Raw genomic sequence first — 19,154 nt, forward strand, 5'->3', positions numbered from 1 at the left:
CCGCAACCTCGTCCGGCGCGAACTCGGCGTCCGAACCGACCCCGAGTCCCTCGCCCAACTGCGTGAGGTGGCGCTGCTGGAGAGCCGGTGGCGCACGGCCGTCGACCGCCGTACCCGCTGCGCGCCCCTGGGAGAACTCTCCACGGCGCTCACCGAGGCTCTCGACCAGCACCGCCGCGCCGGCACCGACTGCCTGACCACCGTCTCCGAGGCACGCCTGCGCCGCGGCCGTGCCGCCGTGGAGAACCGGTTGGAGACCCTCAACTGGCACCGCGGCGACGGCCGGCCCGGACTCTCCGCGCTCATGGACACCCTGCCCGCCTGGGCCTGCCGCACCGACCAAGTGCGGTCCCTGCCGTTGCGGGCCGGGCTGTTCGACCTGGTGATCGTGCTGGGCGGAGAACGCACCCGCGTGGGCGAGATGGTCCCGGCGCTCTACCGGGCCACGCGCGCCGTCGTGCTCGGCGACCCCGCCCACGCCGGCCCGCCCTCCGCACTCGAGCCGGAGGAGGAACGCCGTGCCCTCACCGTGGCCGGACTCCTCGGCGACCAGCTCGACGAACGCGGCCTGCGCTACGGCGAGGGTTCGGCCCTGACCGCCGCCTTGCGTGCCGCCCCGTCGCCGATGTGGCTGTCCGAACACGACGGTGCACCGCCCCGGCTGGCCCGCATCGCCTCACGCCACTGCTACGCCGGGCACCTGTCCCCCCGCACTGTGCCCGACCCCGACCGCGGTCCGTGTTTCGAGTGGCGCGACGCTCCCGGGACCTGCGAGGCGGCACCCGGGGCCTCCTACGTCAACCGGGAGGAGGCCTACCGGGTCGCGGTGGTGGTCAGCGAGATCGATGCCGAACTTCCGCCGGGCGAGGGGATCACCGTCGTCGCACCCACCCAGCCCCAGGTCGTGCTGTTGCGACGTCTGCTCCTACGCCGTCCGGCCCGGCGTGAGATCCGCGTGGGCGGCCCCGACCTGTTGAACGCGCACGGGGCCGACGTCACCGTGCTCTCACCGATCCTTGCCGACGGTGCCCCGGGTATCGCCGAACGCCGTGTACGCCGCACGACCCACCTGTGGTCGTCGGTGCTCACCCGCACCCGGAGCCGCCTCGTCGTCGTGGGTGACCGCCATCACTGGGCCGCGGGGGAGGGGCCCCTGAGCGAGCTCGCCGCCGACGGCACCGGCACACCTGTGGTGCCCGATGCTGCACTGACCGCGCTCGCCGACACCCTGCGCGCCGCCGGAACCCGTGTGACACTGCACCGGGAACCCGACGTCTGGAGCGCCGACCTTGTGGTGCGCTTCGGGGCCCGCCGCCTGCGCCTGCTCCTCGACCGCGAACCGGACGGCGTTGCCCTGCGCCACCTCATGGTCCGCGGTGAGCACCTCAACCGCACCAGCGGCGATCCCGTCGTGGTCGTGCCTGCCTGGCGCTGCCTCGCCGACCGCCGCGCCCTGGTGTCGGAGATCCTCTCCGCCCACTGACCGGCCCGCCCGGTGTCCCCTTTACCCTGGATGTCCCCGGTGTGCGCCGATCCGGGACGGGACGAGAGGAGAACGGGTGCCTGAGGGCCACACGCTGCACCGACTCGCGGCGCACTTCGACAAGACCTTCGGCGGGGGAGCGGTCCGCGTCTCCAGCCCGCAGGGCCGTTTCGCCGACGGTGCCTCGCTCCTCGACGGACGTGTGCTGACCGAGAGCGAGGCGCACGGCAAACACCTCTTCCTGGGCTTCGACTCCGGCGCGTGGCTGCGGGTGCACCTGGGCCTCTACGGCGCCTGGACCTTCGGTGACGCCGACGGGGAACGCCACCTGGGCGCTCCTCGTGCCGCGGGAGCCACCAGCGTGGAGCTGGACCGGGACCCCGACGGTTTCGTCGTGCCCCCGAAACCCGTGGGCGCGGTGCGGGCACGCCTGGTCAACACCTCCGGCTGGACCGACCTGCGCGGGCCATCGGCCTGCGAGGTCGTCACCGAGGACGAGAAACTCGCCGTGCAGGACAAGCTCGGTCCCGACCCCCTGCGCGCCGACGCCGAGCCCGACCGCGCGTGGGCACGGCTGAGCCGGTCGCGCACCACCATTGCCGCCCTGCTCATGCGTCAGGACATCGTGGCAGGCATCGGCAACATCTACCGGGCCGAGTCCCTGTTCAGGGCCGGGATCGACCCGATGACCCCGGGCCGCGAGCTCACCCGCGCCCAGTGGGACGCCCTCTGGGACGACCTGGGCGGACTCCTGCGCGACGGTGTCCGCGACGGCTACATCATCACCACCCGCTCCGAACACCGCCCCGACCCCGACGCCCACCCGGTGCCCAGGCCCGACACCCTCTACGTCTGTTACCGCACCGGCGACCCCTGCCGGGTGTGCTCCTCCCCGATCTCCGCCACCGAGCTGGCCGGTCGCACCCTCTACTGGTGCCCGGGGTGCCAGCCCGCGCGCTGACCCGCACGAAGGCCGGTGCGTAGGAGCCCCGACACCCCTACAGCCGCCACCTGCTCTCGTGTGTGCTCCGGCCCCACCGGGACCTGGGCCGAGATCGACGCCGACCCGGCCCGTGAACGCCCCGATCCCGTGATGCCGCCGACGCCCGCAGGGGAAGGCGGTCCGCTGCCCGTGATCGAGGTCGCGGGAGGGCATTTCGTCGGTGCCGACCAAGGCTGAACGGGCCTTCGCGGTGACCGCGTCCGAGCTGGTCAGCGCGGTTCGGGACGGGGTGCCGGATATTCCCCCGGACACCGTGCGCGTCCCCACACCGAAACCCCGGTCAGACCCTGATCCCTGTGGTAGGTTCGGAGAAGATTGTTAGTCGTTGAATTTCGCAGTTGGTGACACGCCCGCGGAGTTTGTGACCGGCGGGCGGTTCGGTATGGGCCGGCTCGCGGCAATTGGCGGGTGTGAGTGACGCGCCCGCGCCCGAAGAGCTGAAGGAGAGAACATGGCTCAGGGAACTGTGAAGTGGTTCAACGGCGAGAAGGGCTTCGGCTTCATCTCCCCCGACGACGGCGGCCCGGACGCCTTCGTCCACTACAGCGCGATCCAGGGGACGGGCTTCCGTAACCTCGAGGAGAACCAGCGCGTGGAGTTCGAGATCGTCCAGGGCTCGCGTGGCCCGCAGGCGGACAACGTCATCGGCATCTAAGACGCCGTCGCGTTCGACGCGAACTCGAAGCGCCCCCGGTAGGACCGTTGGTCCCGCCGGGGGCGCTTTCATGTGCGGGGGCGCTCAGCCGCCGAAGCCGGTGAGCTTCCAGATCCAGGCGCCGATGACACCGCCGACGATCGGGCCCACGACCGGGATCCACGAGTAGCCCCAGTCCGAGGACCCCTTGCCCGGGATGGGGAGCAGCGCGTGTGCGATGCGCGGGCCCAGGTCACGGGCCGGGTTGATCGCGTACCCGGTGGGGCCACCGAGCGAGAGGCCGATCGCGAAGACCAGCAGACCGGCCAGCAGCGGCGCGATGCCGTTGGCGAACAGGTGGGCCAGCTCGACCCCGCCGTCGGCAGAGACCGCTCCTTCGTTCGCGCCGATGCCGAGCAGACCCAGGACCAGCAGGGCCGTGGCGATGATCTCGGTGGTGAGGTTGGCGAAGGGGCGGCGCACGCCGGGAGCGGTGCTGAAGACACCGAGCTTGGCGTCGGGGTCGTCGGTCTGGTCCCAGTGCGCGAAGTAGGCCAGGTAGACCACGATCGCACCGGTGAAGGCGCCGGCCATCTGCGCGGCGATGTAACCGGGCACCAGGGACCACTCGAAGTCGCCGATGCTCGCCATACCGATGGTCACGGCCGGGTTGATGTGGGCGCCGCTGATGGCGCCCACCACGTAGGCAGCCATCGCCACACCCATGCCCCAACCGAAGGTGACGACGATCCAGCCTGCCTCCTTGGCCTTGGACCTGGCCAACGAGACGCCGGCGACGACACCGCCACCGAGCAGGACCAGGATCGCGGTACCGATGAACTCTGCCAGATACACCATGGGGACCTCCGCCCCGAGCGGGGCCGTGTGTCGGGTCGGGGCGCCCTACGGCGCTCCGGGGGGTTGTCTCCCGGGCACACGCGCGGTGTGGGCCCGGGAGCGGATCAGACCTTGTCGTCGTGGTCGGCGTCCTCGTGCTCGACCCAGTCGAGCGTGCGGCGCACGGCCTTCTTCCAGTTGCGGTACTCGTGCTCGCGCTGGCCGGCGTCCATCTCCGGGTTCCACTCGGCCGCCTTGTGCCAGTTGGCCCGGAGAGTCTCGACGTCGGGCCAGTACCCGACAGCGAGGCCGGCGGCGTAGGCGGCGCCCAGGCACGTGGTCTCGGCGACCATCGGGCGCACAACCTCGGCGTCGAGCACGTCGGACAGGATCTGCATGAGCAGGTTGTCCGCGGTCATGCCGCCGTCGACCTTGAGCGTGGTCAGGTCGATGTGCGAGTCGGCGTTCATCGCGTCGACGACCTCGCGGGTCTGCCACGCGGTCGCCTCCAGCACGGCGCGGGCGATGTGGCCCTTGGTGACGTAACCGGTCAGACCGGCCATGACACCGCGGGCGTCGCTGCGCCAGTGGGGGGCGAAGAGGCCGGAGAAGGCCGGCACGATGTAACACCCGCCGTTGTCGTCGACCGTGCGCGCCAGGGTCTCGATCTCCGGGGCGGAGGAGATGAGGCCGAGGTTGTCGCGCAGCCACTGCACCAGTGACCCGGTCACGGCGACGGAGCCTTCGAGGGCGTAGACGGCGTCCTGGTCGCCCAGCTTGTAACCCAGCGTAGTGAGCAGGCCGTTCTGGGACGGGATGGCCTCGGTCCCGGTGTTCATCACCAGGAACGTGCCGGTGCCGTAGGTGCCCTTGACGTCGCCCGGGTCGAAGCAGGTCTGGCCGAACAGTGCGGCGTGCTGATCGCCCAGGGCCGAGGCGACCGGGGTCCCGGCGAGGTAACCGCGGGCCTCACCGTAGACCTCGGAGGAGGAGCGGATCTCCGGGAGGATCGCGCGCGGCACGCCCAGCGCCTCGAGCACCACGTCGTCCCACTCGAGGGTGTGGACGTTCATGAGCATGGTGCGGCTGGCGTTGGTCACGTCGGTGACGTGCTCGCCGGTCAGCTGCCAGATGACCCAGGTGTCGATGGTGCCGAACAGCACCTCGCCCCGCTCGGCGCGCTCGCGGAGGCCGTCGACGTTGTCGAGGAGCCACCGGATCTTGGGCCCGGAGAAGTAGGTGGCGAGCGGAAGCCCGCAGATGTGGCGGAATCGGTCCTGGCCCTCGTCGGCGGCGAGCTCGCGCACGATGTCGTCGGTGCGGGTGTCCTGCCAGACGATGGCGTTGTAGACCGGCTCGCCAGTCTCCTTGTCCCAGACGACCGTGGTCTCACGCTGGTTGGTGATGCCGATGGCTGCGACCTGGTCGGGCGTGATCTCGTTCTTCTGGAGGGACCTTTGGAGGACGACCTCGACGTTGGCCCACAGCTCCTTCGGGTCGTGCTCGACCCACCCCGGCTTGGGGAAGATCTGCCTGTGTTCGCGTTGGTCGACGGAGACGATGCGTCCGTCCCGGTCGAAGAGAATGCAGCGGCTCGACGTGGTGCCCTGGTCGATCGCGGCGATGTACTGCTGACTCATCGGTGCTCGCCTTCAGGTGTGACGATGGGGGTGCGGACGCCTGCGCATTTCTTCAGTTGTCCCCGAACGTTGTACGGCATTGACGCATGAGTGGCGTCAGTTTCGTCCCAGTTCAGTTCCCATGTCAAGGCCGCGTGACGCTGTCGTGTCACGCGGATCACACACGGTCCGCACCCGACCATCGTCGGTCGTCGGCCACCGAAAGGCCCGAGGAGGGCGAGCCGGTGTGTCGCGTCCGGGAGGCCGTGCTCAGAACGGGGTGGCCCCGAGCTCTCTGGAGATCGCCCGGGCGGCGTCGCGCACGTAGGAGACCTTCTCACGATCGGGGCCGTCGCCGTCACCGCGGAGGCGTTCGACGGCACCGCGTACCCCGATCGCCCCGACCGTAATGCCGCGGCGGTCCTGGATGGGTGCCGACACCGACATCTCGCCCTCCACGAGTTCGTCGGTCTCCCACGCCCACCCCGCCTCGCGGACCGCCTCCGCGCGTTCGCACAGGGTGTCCGGCGACGTGATGGTGTGACGTGTGAAGGCCGGGAGGTCGCAGGTGGAGGCGATCGGGTCGAAGGCCAGCAGGACCTGTCCCAGAGACGTCGCGTGTAGGGGCAGGAGGGTCCCCACGTCCAAGGCCTGGCGGCTGGAATCGGGGCGGAACACGTGGTGGACCACCAGCACCTGGTGCTCGTGCAGGGTTCCGATGCGCACGCTCTCCCGGCTGAGCGAGGCCAGGCTGTCGGCCCAGTTCAGTGCTCTGGTACGGAGTTCGTTGCCGTCGAGGTAACGGCTGCCGAGGCTGAGCAGGCCCCCGCCCAGGCGGTAGTGGCCCGTCTCGGTTCCCTGCTCGACGAAACCCACGTGTTGCAGGGTCCGCAGGAGCCCCAGGGCCGTCCCCTTCGGCAGGCCCGATGAGCGCGAGATCTCGCCGAGGCTCAGCCCCTGCGGCGCCCCGGAGAGGAGGCGCAGGAGGGCCGCGGCGCGTTCGATGGACTGGATGTGTCCCGGCATTGGCGCTGCGTCACTCTCTTGTGCGGCAGTGTCGCACGGGCAAGGTTACTACGAGATCACAGATCAGCACTGGCCTTCTCGATCGCCAGGGCCGCCGCGTCGACGTCCTCGGACCGGATCTCCTGGCGCAGCACCATACGCACGCGGTCGCCGCCGCCCAGCGCACGGACCCCGTGACGGGCGAAGGCCTCGGCGTAGGCGGCACCCAGGCCCTCCGGTGTGCTCACCAGAACCATGTTCGTACGGGCCGTGGCGCTGATCCCGGGGAGCCCGTCGATGCGTGCGGCCAGGTCTTCGGCGTGCGCGTGGTCCTCGGCCAGGCGTTCGCGGTGGTGGCGCAACGCGTGCAGCGCTCCCGCGGCCACGATCCCCGCCTGGCGCATACCCCCGCCCAGGAGTTTGCGGCCCCGCCGGGCCCGCAGCACCGTCCGGGCGTCGCCGGCCAGGGCCGAACCCACCGGGGCGCCGAGCCCCTTGGAGAAACAGACCGACACCGAGTCGAACCCCTGCGCCACCCGCGACGGGGCCGCTTCCAGGGCGATGGCGGCGTTCCACAACCGGGCCCCGTCCAGATGCGTACGCATCCCGTGCGCGCGGGCGAAGGAGGTGGCGCGGTCCTGTTCGGCCAGAGGCACGACCCGACCGCTGAAGGTGTTCTCCAGCCACAGGAGCGCGGGCTCGGCGCGGTGCACGTCTCCCTCGCGCGCGCCCGCGATCCAGGACTCCAACAGGGCGTCGGAGGGCCACGGATCACCCGAGTACAGCCGGGGCAGCACCCGCGAGAGCACGGCGGCCGCGCCCTGCTCGTCGCCGATGAGGTGGTGGTTCTCGTGTGCCCAGACCTCCTCGCCGCTCCGGGAGGCGACGAACAGACCGAGCTGGTTGGCCATGTGTCCTGACGGAACGTAGACGGCCGCCTCGGTCCCCAGCAGGCCCGCGACCTCCTCTTCCAGTTCCCGGACGGTGGGGTCCTCGGCGAACACGTCGTCGCCGACCTCGGCCCCGGCCATGGCTTCGCGCATTCGCGCGGTGGGGGCGGTCAGAGTGTCGGAGCGCAGGTCGATCACGGGGGTTGCTCCTCGGTGGTGCGCGGGTTCTGCGCTCAACCCTAGGGCCTGGCCGGCGAACGCCGATCACCTGCTGCGCGACGGAAGGCGTCCACCGAACAGGCCCTGGGTCAGCGCTCTTCCCAGCGGTCCACCGCCTCCGAGAGCGTGTGCAGGTGGTCCAGGGTCTGCCGGAGTTCGTCCTCGCCGAGCTCGGTCAACAGGGCCTCGGCCATCCGGGCGCGCTGGGGGTCGGGGCCGCGCAGCGCCTCGTGCCCGGCCTCGGTGGGTGTGAGCAGGCGGGCCCTGCTGTGCGCGGGGTTGGGGCGGTACTCGGCGACCCCGGCGTCCACGAGGGCGTCCGCGATGCGCTGCACGCTCTGGCGCCGGGTGCCCAGGTGGCGGGCGACGTCGGAGACCGTGCGGGGACCCTCGGCGACGGTTCCGAGGACCTGCCAGCGTGCGGCGGTCAGGCCGGAGGTTCGGGCCATGCGTTCGTGGGCGGACAGGAGCCGGGCGTGGAGACGGGCGACGGCCAGGGAGGCCTCGCCGAGCAGGGACTCCGCCGGTCGGGGGGTCCCGTCCACGGTCACGCCCCCTCCAGGAGGGCGTAGTAGGCGTCGGGGTCGTGCTCTGCGTGCAGCCGGTACCAGGCGTCGAGCACGCGGGGAGGGTAGACGCCGAGCTCGGAGAAGACCGCGCGCGCGAACTCCAGGTGGGCGGTGGGTCCCGCGGTGATGAGACCGTCGTCGACCACGGTGAGGGCGTCGCGGTGGCGGCCGGTGCCGCTGTAGCCGGTGGCCAGCAGGTACTCGGGGGCGGGGCTGGGGNGTCCCGGTGGTCGAGCAGGCCTTCGCGGGCCAGGCCGGCGGTGGCTCCGCAGATCGCGGCGACGGGCACGCCCGCGTCGAGGAAGATGCCGGCGGCCGAACCGAACGGGGCCAGGTACTCGGGCTCCTGGTCCCACCAGGAGGAGCCCGGGAGAACGAGCATCGCGCTGGTGGAGGGCTTGAGCTGGGGGAGCGTGATGTCGGGCAGGACGGTCAGTCCGCCCATCGTGGTCACGGGCGCGCCGGTGAGACCGACGGTGACGACGTCGAAGCGCCCGGGGCGGGGCTGCCACTGCCCGTTGCGCAGGTGGGCGGTGACGTGCCCGATCTGCCAGTCGGCGAGCTGGTCGTAGACGGCGAGGTGGACGGTCTTCCGGTACTCGTCATTCATGGCAGAAAGCTGTCACTCCGACAGGATGCTGTCAATGCTCTCGGGGAAATCCGGCGCCCGCGTCGAGTGTGCACGTGTGTGACGGGAGGGCTCTCGAGCGAGGGGGAGCGGGGGCGTTCCCGATGTCGGCGCGCTCGGAGTACGCACTGATCTATCCGGTGGCGGTGGCCGGGGCAAGGCCGATGTGGCGATAGGGGTCGTCCGGAACCGGGGGAGGGCAGCAGTGTCCGGCGGATCGGCCCCCAGGTGGGTGTTTCGCGCTTCTCAGGACGGCCGTGATTGGTCCGGGCCGTAACTCCAGGTCGCGAGGTCGGAACTGTACGGTTATGACTCCGTTTAGTGTGACCAGGGTCACTATTGACCCGGTTAACTTGTATGACTCCGTTCGTTCACAGAAGCTCACAAATGGTATTACCATTCTCAAAGTTCGTCCCAAGGGCAGGTCATGCCCTCACCCGTCGGGGCCGAGGGCGAGCTCGTCCCACCAAGACCCAGCCACCCGGAAGGCTCTGCCGTGGAGAACTTCGAACCCGTCTACGGGACGGGCCCCCTCCTGGGGATCGCCGCGGGCGCGATCGCCCTGTTGCTCTTCCTGATCATCCGCTTCAAGGTCCACGCGTTCATCGCGCTGGTCGCGGTCAGCGTGCTCACCGCCCTCGCTGCGGGCATCCCCGTGGATCAGGTGGTGCCCACCCTCCTCGACGGCTTCGGCGGCACCCTCGCCAACGTCGCCCTGCTCGTCGGTCTCGGCGTGATGATCGGCAGCATGCTCGAGATCACCGGCGGTGCCGCGGTGCTGGCCGGAGCGCTCATCAAGGTCTTCGGTGAGAAACGCGCACCCCTCGCGCTGGGTGTGGCCTCGCTGATCTTCGGCTTCCCGATCTTCTTCGACGTCGGCCTCATCGTCATGCTGCCGATCGTCTTCAGCGTCGCCCGCCGCGTCGGTGGATCCGTGCTCATGTACGCGTTGCCCACGGCCGGTGCCTTCGCGATCATGCACGCCTTCGTGCCCCCGCACCCTGGCCCGGTCACCGCGGCCGTCGAGATCGGCGCGGACATGGGTCTGACTCTGCTCATGGGCACCCTGCTGGCCGTCCCGACCTGGTACCTGTCGAGCTACCTCTTCGGCCTGTGGGCCGGAAAGCGCTGGGAGCTCCCGGTCCCCGACGACATCATGGGCGACGGGAAGGTCACCCACGAGAACCCGCCCCACCTGGTCACCGTGCTCAGCGTGCTCGTCCTGCCGATGCTGCTCATCTTCGGCAACACCGGCGTCAGTACCGCCGTCGAGACCGGGACCGTCTCCGACCAGGCTCTGTGGGGCCAGGTCCTCATGATGCTCGGTGAGGCACCCATCGCGCTGCTCATCACCGTCATCTACGCGATGGTCGTGCTCAGCGCCGGCCGTTACAGCCGCCAGAGGGTGGAGGAGATCGTCGGCGGGGGGCNTGCGCTCGGCCCCGTCTGCGGCATCATCCTCATCACCGGTGCCGGCGGCATGTTCGGTGGCGTCCTCCAGAGCAGTGGTATCGGCGAGGCTCTCGCCGGCACCCTCGAGAACACCGGCATGCCGGTCATGCTCGCCGCTTTCGTCATCGCCCTGGCCCTGCGTGTGGCCCAGGGTTCGGCCACGGTCGCCATCACCACCGCTTCGGGTCTCATCGCTCCGGCCGTGCAGGCCACCAGTGGCCTCAGCGGCATCGATCTGGCCCTGATCGTCATCGCGATCGCGTGCGGGTCCACAGCGCTCTCGCACGTCAACGACTCCGGGTTCTGGCTGGTCGGACGCTTCCTGCGCATGGACGTCAAGACCACGCTCAAGACCTGGACCGTGATGGAGACCCTCATCGGCTTCATCGGGTTCGGTCTCGCCTTCGGCCTCCACCTGGTGCTGTAGCGGGACACTGTGCAGCGCGCGATCTCAATGACCGTCGGGGGCGGCCTGCCCGCCGCCCTCGCGGTCGTCCTCCTGCAGGGCCGTGACCACCTCGGTCACGATCGACCGCATCGCAGCCTCGGCCACGTCCGGCAGTCCGTCCCGGATCGCCCGTGCCACAGCGCGGTGCAGGCGCAGCGCCTCGGGTCTGGGGTGGTGCGGCATGAGGTCGTAGGACGTGCGTCCCACCAGGACCTCGGTGATCACCTGGGTCAGGCCAACGAGCATCTCGTTGTCGGCCAGCTCCAGGATGCGTCGGTGGAAGGCCACGTCCAGGTCCAGGAACGTCTCCAGGTCGCCCGCGCGTCCGGTGCGTTCCATCTGGTCGGCCAGCACCACCAGCTGGGCACGCTCCTCCTGGCCGCCGCGCGCTGCAGCCAGGGCCGCGGCACCGGGTTCGACGGCCTCGCGCAGCTCGTTGAGGGTGCGCAGCTGCTCCATGCGCCCGCTGCCCGCCAGACGCCAGCGGATCAACTGGGGATCGAAGACGCTCCAGTCCTTACGCGGACGCACCCGGATCCCCGTCCTGGGGCGACTGACCACCAGCCGCATCGACTCCAGGACACGGACCGCCTCCCGGGCGACCGTCCGGGAGACCCCGAAATCGTGCTCCAGTCCCTGGAGCGTGAACGTGTGGCCGGGCGAGTACTCGCCGGCCGCGATCGCGGGTCCGAGCACCGCCAGCACTCGATTGTGCAGCGTGCGGTGGTCAGTGCCCATCGTGCTCCCCGTGCTCGACACTCCCTCGCCCCCGGCCCGGTTCCCGCCGGGGGACAGCTTGAAGCCTAATCGCACCATTCGATAGCACCATTGGGGTGGGGGAGCACGGGACCGGCCTCCCCACCCGACACGGAGTAACCATGCACTTTGTCTTCATGGGCGTCTCGGGCAGCGGCAAGACGACCGTGGCCGAGCACGTGGCCCAGCGGCTGGAGCTGCCCTTCGCCGAGGCGGACCTGTTCCACCCCGAGGCCAACATCGGCAAGATGTCGGCCGGAACACCCCTGACCGACGAGGACCGCCGTCCCTGGCTGCGTGAGCTGGCCTCCTGGATCGGCGAGCACGACGCACTGGGGGAGACAACGGTCATGGCCTGCTCCGCGCTCAAACGCGAGTACCGCGACCTGCTGCGCGAGGGCGCACCCGACGTGCACTTCCTCCACATGCACGGTCCGGCGGAGGTCATCTGGGAGCGCATCGAGGCGAGGCCCGACCACTTCATGCCCCCCGCGTTGCTCCGGTCACAGTTGGAGACGCTGGAGCGCCTGGATCCGGACGAGGCAGGGCGCGAGTTCGACGTGCGCGCAGACCTGGAGACGCTCAACGGCGGGGCCCTGCTCTATGTGGAGGACCACATCCGGCCAGCTGTTCCCTAGTGCTCCAGCTTGCGCCCCGCTCGTGCGCAGGCGACCCTGTTCGTCATGCAAGACACCGTTTCGTCCCCGACCTCGGCCGCCCCGCGGCCCTTCAGCGTGCTGCCGCCCCCGGCACGGAGCCTGACCGAAGGCCGGCGCCTGGGTGTGCAGCCGCCTCAGGACGTGCGGCACACCTGCACTCTGATGTTCGTGGCCGCGGCTGTGCTGGTCCTGGCATCGGTGCGGGCCGGTTGGATCCTCTACACAGGGGCCGCCCCCGGATCAGCCGTCCAGCTGTGGGTGCTGTCGGTTGCTGCGGTGCTGGCCGCCGGTGCCGTTGCCTGGCTGGCCGGGCCGGTGCGCCGGGCCGCCCCCACCCTGTGGCGCTGGTCCCAGGGAGGTGCCGCAGCCGCGCTGGCGGTCTCGGTGGGCTCGCTCTACGTGGCAGCCCGGCTCGCCGACACCCTGATGCTCGCCGCCGGGCTGGCCGGTGCGCTGCTGTCGATCGTGGTCAACATCGCCTTGTGGAGCACGTCCGTCATCGCCTGGTGCGACAGCGAGGGGGAGCACCGCCGGGCCTGACGCCCTGCCGCTCGAACCGGGTCCCGACACCGTCGGGGCCCGGTTTTCTGTGTCGGCAGTATCGGGATGGTGTCAGTGGTGCTTCTGTGGATCCAGGGAAAAAGAAGAAGTTTTGCCTGATGGAATCCCACTTTCTGTAGCTCGCCATCTGTTTGGGTATTATTCATGGGATGATTCCATCGCGGGGTGCATGGATTGCGGCCGCTGCCTGCGATGTTCCGGGTTCCGCCGAAAAGCGACAGAGGTCGGAACCGTCCCCGTGTTGGACATCTGTGCAGAAAAAACCGTTCTATGGATCACGGCACAGATATGAAACGGTTGTATTAATCCCGAGCTGTCTATCTTCCCACGTGGACGATGTCCGGTTTATGGTCCTGCCATCACCAACGGGCTCACCCCCACCGCCCCAGACAGAGGTGGACCATGTTCACGAAGTCTTCCCGCAAACCCCTCGGTCTCGTGGCCGCGGCGGCCGCCCTCGCCCTCGTGGCGAGCGCCTGTGCCGAGAGCGACCGCGACGCCTCGGGAATGGACGAGGACGAACCCTTCATCTTCGCCGGCGCCGGCGAGATCACCTCGCTCGATCCCTTCCTCACCAACGACGGAGAGACCTTCCGTTACGCACGGCAGGCCCTCGAACCCCTCCTCGACCACGAATCCGGCGGAACCGAGATCGTGGGCGGCCTGGCCGAGGACTGGGAGCAGTCCGAGGACGGTACGGAATGGACCTTCCACCTGCGGGAAGGCGCGGTTTTCCACGACGGCGACGCCGTGACCGCAGAAGCCGTGTGCGCGAACTACGACCGCTGGTACAACCTCGCCGGCGAGTTCCAGAACGCGAACAACTCCTACTACTGGCAGGCGATCTTCGGTGGTTTCGCGGAGAACGAGAGCGACGCGCTCCCCGAATCCCGCTACGCAGGCTGTGAGGCCGTCGACGAGACCACCGCCGTCATCGAGGTCACCGAGTACTCCTCCGTGCTCCCCGGCGGGTTCAGCCTCGCCGCGTTCAGCATCCTCAGCCCCAGCACGCTGGAGGCCATCGAGGACGAGGAGATCACCGGCGGCGACGGCGACTTCACCCTGCCCGAGTACACGCGCGACGCCTCCGCGATCGCCGGGACCGGGCCCTTCACCGTCGAGGACTGGGACCAGGACCAGAACTCGGTCACCCTGGAGCGCTTCGACGAGTACCACGGCGAGCCCGCCGGGTTCCAGACGATGATCCTGCGTGCCATCCCCGACGAGAACGCGCGCCTGCAGGCCCTGGAGGCCGGTGACATCCACGGGTACGACCTCGTGGCCCCCGCCGACATCGAGCAGTTGGAGGAGAACGACTTCCAGGTGCCCGTGCGCGACGTGTTCAACGTGCTCTACCTCGCCTACCAACAGGAGAGCCACGAGGCGCTCGGCGACCCCGAGGTCCGTGAGGCCCTGTCCCACGCCGTGAACCGCCAACGCATCGTCGACACGATCATGCCCGAGGGCAGCGAGGTGGCGACCCAGTTCCACCCCGACACCCTAGACGGCTGGTCCGAGGACGTGCGCACCATCGACCACGACCCCGACCTGGCCCGCGAGAAGCTCGAGGAGGCCGGGCACGAGGACCTCGAGCTCGAGTTCTGCTTCCCGGCCGAGGTCACCCGCCCCTACATGCCCGCCCCGCGCGACATCTTCGACGTGATCGCCGAGGACCTGCAGGAGGTCGGAGTCAGTGTCGAGGAGGTCTCCTACGAGTGGACCGAGTACACCGCGCAGTCCGAGAACGGCAACTGCGAGATGTACCTGCTCGGCTGGACCGGTGACTACAACGACGCCTACAACTTCATCGGCACCTGGTTCTCGACCCACAACGACGCCTGGGGCATGGACAACCAGGACCTCTTCGACGACATGGCCGAGGTCAGCAGCAACCCCGACGAGGCCGAGCGCATCGCCGGATACGAGGACCTGAACGAGCAGGTCATGGAGGAACTGCCCGGGCTGCCCATCTCCAGCTCCCCGCCCTCCATCGCCTTCGCCCCGGAGGTCGACCCGCCGAACGTCAGCCCGCTGACCCAGGAGCTCTTCGCCGAGGCCTCCTGGCAGTAGTCCCCACCCGACGGTCCCCGGGTCCGGTCGGCCCACACGGCCGGCCGGACCCGCAACGCGGGCGATCCCCGCACTCACCCGCTGGCGAAAGGCGGCGCACGTGCTGCGATTCATCGTCAGACGACTCCTGCAGCTGATCCCCACCCTCCTCGGGCTGTCGGTCCTGCTGTTCGTCTGGCTGCAACGGCTCCCGGGAGGTCCCGAGAACGCCCTCCTGCCCGACAACGCACCCCCCGAACAACGGGAGGCGCTGAGGGAATCACTGGGCCTGGACGAACCCTTCACCGTCCAGTACTTCTCGTTCCTCGGCCGGATCTTCCAGGGCGACCTCGGCACGAGCATCCACACCGGGCGCCCCGTCCTGGAGGAGTTCCTCACCCGCTTCCCGGCGACCTTCGAACTCGCCGTCACCGCGATCACCATCGCCGTCGCCGTCGGCCTGCCCCTGGGCTACCTCGCCGCCCGCAAACGCGGCAGCGCGCTCGACTTCGCAGCCGTCGGCGGGTCACTCCTGGGCATCTGCACGCCGGTGTTCTTCCTGGCCTTCATCCTCAAGGTGGTCTTCGCCGAACAGCTCGGGCTGTTCCCGTCCGCCTTCCGCATATCACCGGCCCTGAGTCGTACCGACATCACCGGGTTCGTCGTGCTCGACGGCATCATGACCCGCGAATGGGACGTGGTGTGGGACGCGCTCATGCACCTGGCTCTGCCCGGCCTCGCCCTGGCCTCCATCCCCCTCGCCGTCATCACCCGCATGACACGCGCCAGCGTCCTGGAGGTGATGGGCGAGGACTACGTACGCACCGCCAACGCCAAGGGCCTGCACCGAACCACCGTGCGCACCCGCCACGTGCTCCGCAACGCCCTCCTGCCCGTGGTCACCGCCGTCGGGCTGCTGTCCGGGAGCCTCTTCGCCGGGGCCGTGCTCACCGAGAGCGTCTTCGCCTTCCCCGGTATCGGATCATTCATCTACGAGGCCACACACGGCCGCGACTACCCCGTTCTGACCGGGTTCATCCTGCTCATCGCGGCCATGTACGTGCTGATCAACCTCCTGGTCGACATCTCCTACAGCCTCCTCGACCCGAGAGTGCGGGCCCAGTGATGCCTACTTCGCCGAGTTCACCCACACCCCTGCACAAACGCAAGGCCGAGAAGGTCGACCGCCTCGCCGAACTCATGGGCTCGCGTACCGACGAGGGCCGGGCATCGGGGATCTGGATCGACGCCTTCCGCCGCATGCGCACCAACCCCATGGCCATCACCGGCGCGGTCATCGTCGTGGTCTTCGTGGCCGTGGCGCTGTTCTCGCCGCTCATAGCGCACTACAGCCCCACCTCCCAGGCCTGGGGAGACGAGGTCTTCCCCAACCGGAACGAGTTCGTCGGTCCGCGCGCGGAGAACTGGCTCGGCCTGGACCACCTGGGCCGGGACCTCTACTCGCGCTTCATCATCGGGGCCCGCCAGACCCTCCTGGTCGGGGTCGTGGCCACCCTCGTCGGGTTCTGCTTCGGTGCCCTGCTCGGCGGGCTCGCCGGTGCCTGTGCCGTGCTCGGCGGACGCTGGGGACGCAGGGTCGACAACGTCATCATGCGCGTCATCGACATGATGCTCGCCCTGCCCACGCTGCTGCTCGCCGTCACCGTCGCCGCCCTCGTCGGCCCCAGCCTCACCACGGTCATGCTCGCCGTCGGTATCGCACAGATTCCCATCTTCGCCCGCCTGCTGCGCGGGGCCATGCTCGCCCAGGGCAACCGGGAGTACGTGCTCGCCGCGCAGTCCATGGGCGTGCGCCGGCACAAGATCGCGCTGACCCACATCCTGCCCAACTCCATGGGGCCGGTCATCGTGCAGTCCACCCTCACCCTGGCCACCGCCATCATCGACGCCGCCGCCCTGTCGTACCTGGGCCTGGGCAACCCCGACGCGTCCTTCCCCGAGTGGGGGACCATGCTCGCCGAGGCGCAACGGTTCCTGTCGACCGCGCCCGCCCTCGCCGTCTACCCCGCGCTCGGCATCATCATCACCGCGCTCGGCTTCACCCTGCTCGGTGAGTCCCTGCGCGAGGCGCTCGACCCGAAGCTGAGGAAATGACCATGGGAACCAACGCACCGCTGCTCGCGGTGGAGGAGCTGTCCGTCGCCTTCGGCGGACGCGGGCCCGCGCCCGTCAAAGCCGTCGACGGGGTGTCCTTCTCCCTGGAGGAAGGCAAGGTCACCGGGCTGGTCGGCGAGTCCGGGTGCGGCAAGAGCGTCACCTCCCTCGCCCTCATGGGACTGCTGCCCGACCGGGGCGTCGAGGTCGGCGGCCGCGCCCTCATGCAACTGCCCAAGGGTCCCGAGGACCTGCTCGTCCTGCCCCAGCGCCGCATGCGCGACCTGCGGGGATCCCAGCTCGCGATGATCTTCCAGGACCCGCTGAGCTCCCTCAACCCCGTCGTGCCCATCGGACGCCAGGTCACCGAGATCCTCAAACGCCACCGCGGCATGCGCGGCGAACCGGCACGCAAGGAGGCCGCCGACCTGCTCCACCGCGTCGGCATCCCCGACCCCACCCGGCGCCTGAGCGAGTACCCCCACCAGCTCTCCGGCGGCATGCGCCAACGCGCCCTCATCGCCATGGCCGTGGCCTGCCGGCCGCGGCTCATGATCGCCGACGAACCCACCACCGCCCTCGACGTCACCATCCAGGCGCAGATCCTCGAACTCCTCCGCGACCTGGTCACCGAGGAGGGCACCGCGATGCTCATGATCACCCACGACCTCGGCGTCGTCGCCGGCCTGTGCGACGACATCAACGTGCTCTACGCCGGACGCGCCGTCGAACACGCACCGCGCGCGCCCCTGTTCACCGAACCCACCCACCCCTACACCGTGGGCCTTCTCGGCTCGATCCCGCGCCTGAACGCACCCCGCGGCGAACCCCTCACCCCCGTGCGCGGATCCGTCAACGACGACATCGCCTGGACCGACGGGTGCGCCTTCGCGCCCCGCTGCGACCACTACACGATGGACTGCCTCCAGGGGCCGCCGTCCCTGGTCGAACGCGACTCCGACCCGGGCCACGTGCACCGCTGCGTCAACCCGATCGGCCACGCCGAGGTGGTCGACCGCGCCGTTCTGGACAGCCCCGCGGTCGTGGGCGAGGAGGAGGACCGGTGAGCCTGCTGCAGATCAAGGACCTCAAGGTCCACTTCCCCATCAAACGCGGTGTGCTGATCGACCGCACCGTCGGCCACGTGCGCGCCGTCGACGGGGTCAGCCTCAGCGTCGAAGAAGGGCAGACCTACGGGCTCGTGGGCGAGTCCGGTTGTGGGAAGACCACCCTCGGCCGTGCGGTGCTGCGCCTCAACCCCGTCACCGAGGGCGAGGTGTGGTTCGGCGGACGCGACCTGGCCGGTCTCGACGCCGAGAGCATGCGCCGCGAACGCAAGAACCTGCAGATGGTCTTCCAGGACCCGCTCGGCAGCCTCAACCCGCGCCAGAACATCGGCTCCATCCTCATGGAGGGCCTGCAGACCCACGGCATCGGCGACGGCGACGACCGCCGCCAGGTACAGCAGGACCGCCACAAGCGCGTCGTCGAGGCGCTCGAACGCGTGGGCCTGTCGGACCGGGCGCTCAAGCGCTACCCGCACGAGTTCTCCGGCGGCCAGCGCCAACGCATCGGCATCGCCCGCGCCCTGGTGCTGCGGCCCGACCTCATCATCTGCGACGAACCGGTCTCCGCTCTGGACGTGTCGATCCAGGCGCAGGTGCTCAACCTGCTGGAGGAACTGCAGGACGAGCTCGGCCTGACCTACCTGGTCATCGCGCACGACCTCGCCGTGGTGCGGCACGTCAGCGACGTCGTCGGTGTCATGTATCTGGGCTCGCTGGTGGAGGAGGCCTCCAGCGACGACATCTACGCCACCCCGCTGCACCCCTACACCCGCACCCTCATGTCTGCGGTGCCCGTGCCCGACCCGTCGGTGGAGGACACCCGCGAGCGCATCCTCCTCGCGGGCGACCTGCCCTCACCCGCGGATCCCCCGGCCGGGTGCCGCTTCCACACCCGATGCCCGTGGCGGCAGAAGGAACGCTGCGACACCGAGCGCCCCGAGCTGCGCCCCCTGCGCGACGCCGCCTCCGGCAGCACGCACCGGGTGGCCTGCCACTACGCCGAGGAGATCCTGTCCGGGCAGATCCAGCCGAGCGAGGAGCGCGCCGAGCGCATCGTCACCGGCGGCGCCGCGGACGGCGGAGGCGGCCCGGGCCACTAGACCGCGCGGGCGGCCACACGTCGTGTCCCCCAGTGGCTGCCCGCGCGCCCTGTTCCCTGT

At 69.9% G+C, this 19,154-nt stretch carries 17 protein-coding genes and 1 pseudogene; 11 read left to right on the forward strand and 7 right to left on the reverse strand.

The window, feature by feature from the left end; translation table 11 throughout:
- The 3 genes from D474_RS27520 to D474_RS0103585 all read left to right on the forward strand — a co-directional run.
- On the forward strand, positions 1-1,483 hold a 1,483-nt coding region (locus D474_RS27520; protein WP_017612226.1), incomplete at its 5' end, for an AAA domain-containing protein.
- A 76-nt stretch (positions 1,484-1,559) separates the two neighbouring features.
- Entirely contained in the window at positions 1,560-2,444 is an 885-nt protein-coding gene (locus D474_RS0103575) for an Fpg/Nei family DNA glycosylase (RefSeq protein ID WP_017612227.1), read from the forward strand.
- 493 nt (positions 2,445-2,937) lie between these two features.
- On the forward strand, positions 2,938-3,141 hold the full coding sequence (locus tag D474_RS0103585) for a cold-shock protein (RefSeq protein ID WP_017612229.1): 204 nt from the start codon (positions 2,938-2,940) through the stop codon (positions 3,139-3,141).
- Positions 3,142-3,225: 84 nt separating this feature from the next.
- Here D474_RS0103585 and D474_RS0103590 read toward each other — a convergent pair whose 3' ends face one another.
- From D474_RS0103590 to D474_RS27525, 6 genes and pseudogenes are all read right to left on the reverse strand, one after another.
- The gene (locus tag D474_RS0103590) at positions 3,226-3,978 is read right to left on the reverse strand and encodes an MIP/aquaporin family protein (protein WP_017612230.1); all 753 of its coding nucleotides are present in this window, start codon (positions 3,976-3,978) and stop codon (positions 3,226-3,228) included.
- 104 nt (positions 3,979-4,082) lie between these two features.
- The gene (glpK, locus tag D474_RS0103595; protein ID WP_017612231.1) at positions 4,083-5,597 is read right to left on the reverse strand and encodes a glycerol kinase GlpK; all 1,515 of its coding nucleotides are present in this window, start codon (positions 5,595-5,597) and stop codon (positions 4,083-4,085) included.
- Positions 5,598-5,846: 249 nt separating this feature from the next.
- Entirely contained in the window at positions 5,847-6,602 is a 756-nt protein-coding gene (locus tag D474_RS0103600; RefSeq protein WP_017612232.1) for an IclR family transcriptional regulator, read from the reverse strand.
- A 56-nt stretch (positions 6,603-6,658) separates the two neighbouring features.
- Positions 6,659-7,669 (reverse strand): threonine aldolase family protein, encoded by a 1,011-nt coding sequence (locus D474_RS0103605; protein ID WP_017612233.1) that lies wholly within the window; start codon positions 7,667-7,669, stop codon positions 6,659-6,661.
- A gap of 110 nt (positions 7,670-7,779) precedes the next feature.
- The gene (locus tag D474_RS0103610; RefSeq protein WP_017612234.1) at positions 7,780-8,241 is read right to left on the reverse strand and encodes a MarR family winged helix-turn-helix transcriptional regulator; all 462 of its coding nucleotides are present in this window, start codon (positions 8,239-8,241) and stop codon (positions 7,780-7,782) included.
- Positions 8,238-8,869, reverse strand: a pseudogene (locus D474_RS27525) (DJ-1/PfpI family protein). Before D474_RS27525 ends, D474_RS0103610 begins: the two are co-directional and overlap by 4 nt.
- A gap of 514 nt (positions 8,870-9,383) precedes the next feature.
- Here D474_RS27525 and D474_RS0103625 point away from each other — a divergent pair.
- Positions 9,384-10,766, forward strand: coding sequence for a GntP family permease (locus tag D474_RS0103625; protein ID WP_017612237.1), 1,383 nt, complete (start codon positions 9,384-9,386; stop codon positions 10,764-10,766).
- 24 nt (positions 10,767-10,790) lie between these two features.
- Here the strand turns inward: D474_RS0103625 and D474_RS0103630 are convergent, their stop codons facing one another.
- Positions 10,791-11,525, reverse strand: coding sequence for a FadR/GntR family transcriptional regulator (locus D474_RS0103630; protein WP_017612238.1), 735 nt, complete (start codon positions 11,523-11,525; stop codon positions 10,791-10,793).
- 140 nt (positions 11,526-11,665) lie between these two features.
- On the opposite strand from D474_RS0103630, the gene D474_RS0103635 reads away from it, so the two are divergent.
- The 7 genes from D474_RS0103635 (at position 11,666) to D474_RS0103665 (ending at position 19,094) form a co-directional block, all read left to right on the forward strand.
- Entirely contained in the window at positions 11,666-12,181 is a 516-nt protein-coding gene (locus tag D474_RS0103635; RefSeq protein WP_017612239.1) for a gluconokinase, read from the forward strand.
- 45 nt (positions 12,182-12,226) lie between these two features.
- Positions 12,227-12,742: a hypothetical protein gene (locus D474_RS27530; RefSeq protein ID WP_026118135.1), complete on the forward strand. Its 516-nt coding sequence runs from the start codon at positions 12,227-12,229 to the stop codon at positions 12,740-12,742.
- A 423-nt stretch (positions 12,743-13,165) separates the two neighbouring features.
- On the forward strand, positions 13,166-14,833 hold the full coding sequence (locus D474_RS0103645) for an ABC transporter substrate-binding protein (protein ID WP_017612241.1): 1,668 nt from the start codon (positions 13,166-13,168) through the stop codon (positions 14,831-14,833).
- 100 nt (positions 14,834-14,933) lie between these two features.
- Entirely contained in the window at positions 14,934-15,938 is a 1,005-nt protein-coding gene (locus tag D474_RS0103650) for an ABC transporter permease (protein WP_017612242.1), read from the forward strand.
- Positions 15,938-16,927, forward strand: coding sequence for an ABC transporter permease (locus tag D474_RS0103655; protein ID WP_040703032.1), 990 nt, complete (start codon positions 15,938-15,940; stop codon positions 16,925-16,927). Before D474_RS0103650 ends, D474_RS0103655 begins: the two co-directional genes overlap by 1 nt.
- A gap of 2 nt (positions 16,928-16,929) precedes the next feature.
- Entirely contained in the window at positions 16,930-17,994 is a 1,065-nt protein-coding gene (locus tag D474_RS0103660; RefSeq protein ID WP_017612244.1) for an ABC transporter ATP-binding protein, read from the forward strand.
- Entirely contained in the window at positions 17,991-19,094 is a 1,104-nt protein-coding gene (locus D474_RS0103665; protein WP_017612245.1) for an ABC transporter ATP-binding protein, read from the forward strand. Before D474_RS0103660 ends, D474_RS0103665 begins: the two co-directional genes overlap by 4 nt.
- Positions 19,095-19,154: the final 60 nt, after the last annotated feature.

Origin of the sequence: Nocardiopsis salina YIM 90010 (genome assembly GCF_000341025.1) — a bacterium.
In the GTDB taxonomy this organism is placed as follows: Bacteria; Actinomycetota; Actinomycetes; order Streptosporangiales; family Streptosporangiaceae; genus Nocardiopsis; species Nocardiopsis salina.

Bases quoted from the DNA above. Each gene is read 5' to 3' on its own strand.
- D474_RS0103585 (WP_017612229.1), top strand. From the start codon at position 2,938: ATGGCTCAGGGAACTGTGAAGTGGTTCAACGGCGAGAAGGGCTTCGGC.
- D474_RS0103590 (WP_017612230.1), bottom strand. From the start codon at position 3,978: ATGGTGTATCTGGCAGAGTTCATCGGTACCGCGATCCTGGTCCTGCTC.
- glpK (WP_017612231.1), bottom strand. From the start codon at position 5,597: ATGAGTCAGCAGTACATCGCCGCGATCGACCAGGGCACCACGTCGAGC.
- D474_RS0103600 (WP_017612232.1), bottom strand. From the start codon at position 6,602: ATGCCGGGACACATCCAGTCCATCGAACGCGCCGCGGCCCTCCTGCGC.
- D474_RS0103630 (WP_017612238.1), bottom strand. From the start codon at position 11,525: ATGGGCACTGACCACCGCACGCTGCACAATCGAGTGCTGGCGGTGCTC.
- D474_RS0103635 (WP_017612239.1), top strand. From the start codon at position 11,666: ATGCACTTTGTCTTCATGGGCGTCTCGGGCAGCGGCAAGACGACCGTG.
- D474_RS27530 (WP_026118135.1), top strand. From the start codon at position 12,227: ATGCAAGACACCGTTTCGTCCCCGACCTCGGCCGCCCCGCGGCCCTTC.
- D474_RS0103645 (WP_017612241.1), top strand. From the start codon at position 13,166: ATGTTCACGAAGTCTTCCCGCAAACCCCTCGGTCTCGTGGCCGCGGCG.
- D474_RS0103655 (WP_040703032.1), top strand. From the start codon at position 15,938: ATGCCTACTTCGCCGAGTTCACCCACACCCCTGCACAAACGCAAGGCC.
- D474_RS0103660 (WP_017612244.1), top strand. From the start codon at position 16,930: ATGGGAACCAACGCACCGCTGCTCGCGGTGGAGGAGCTGTCCGTCGCC.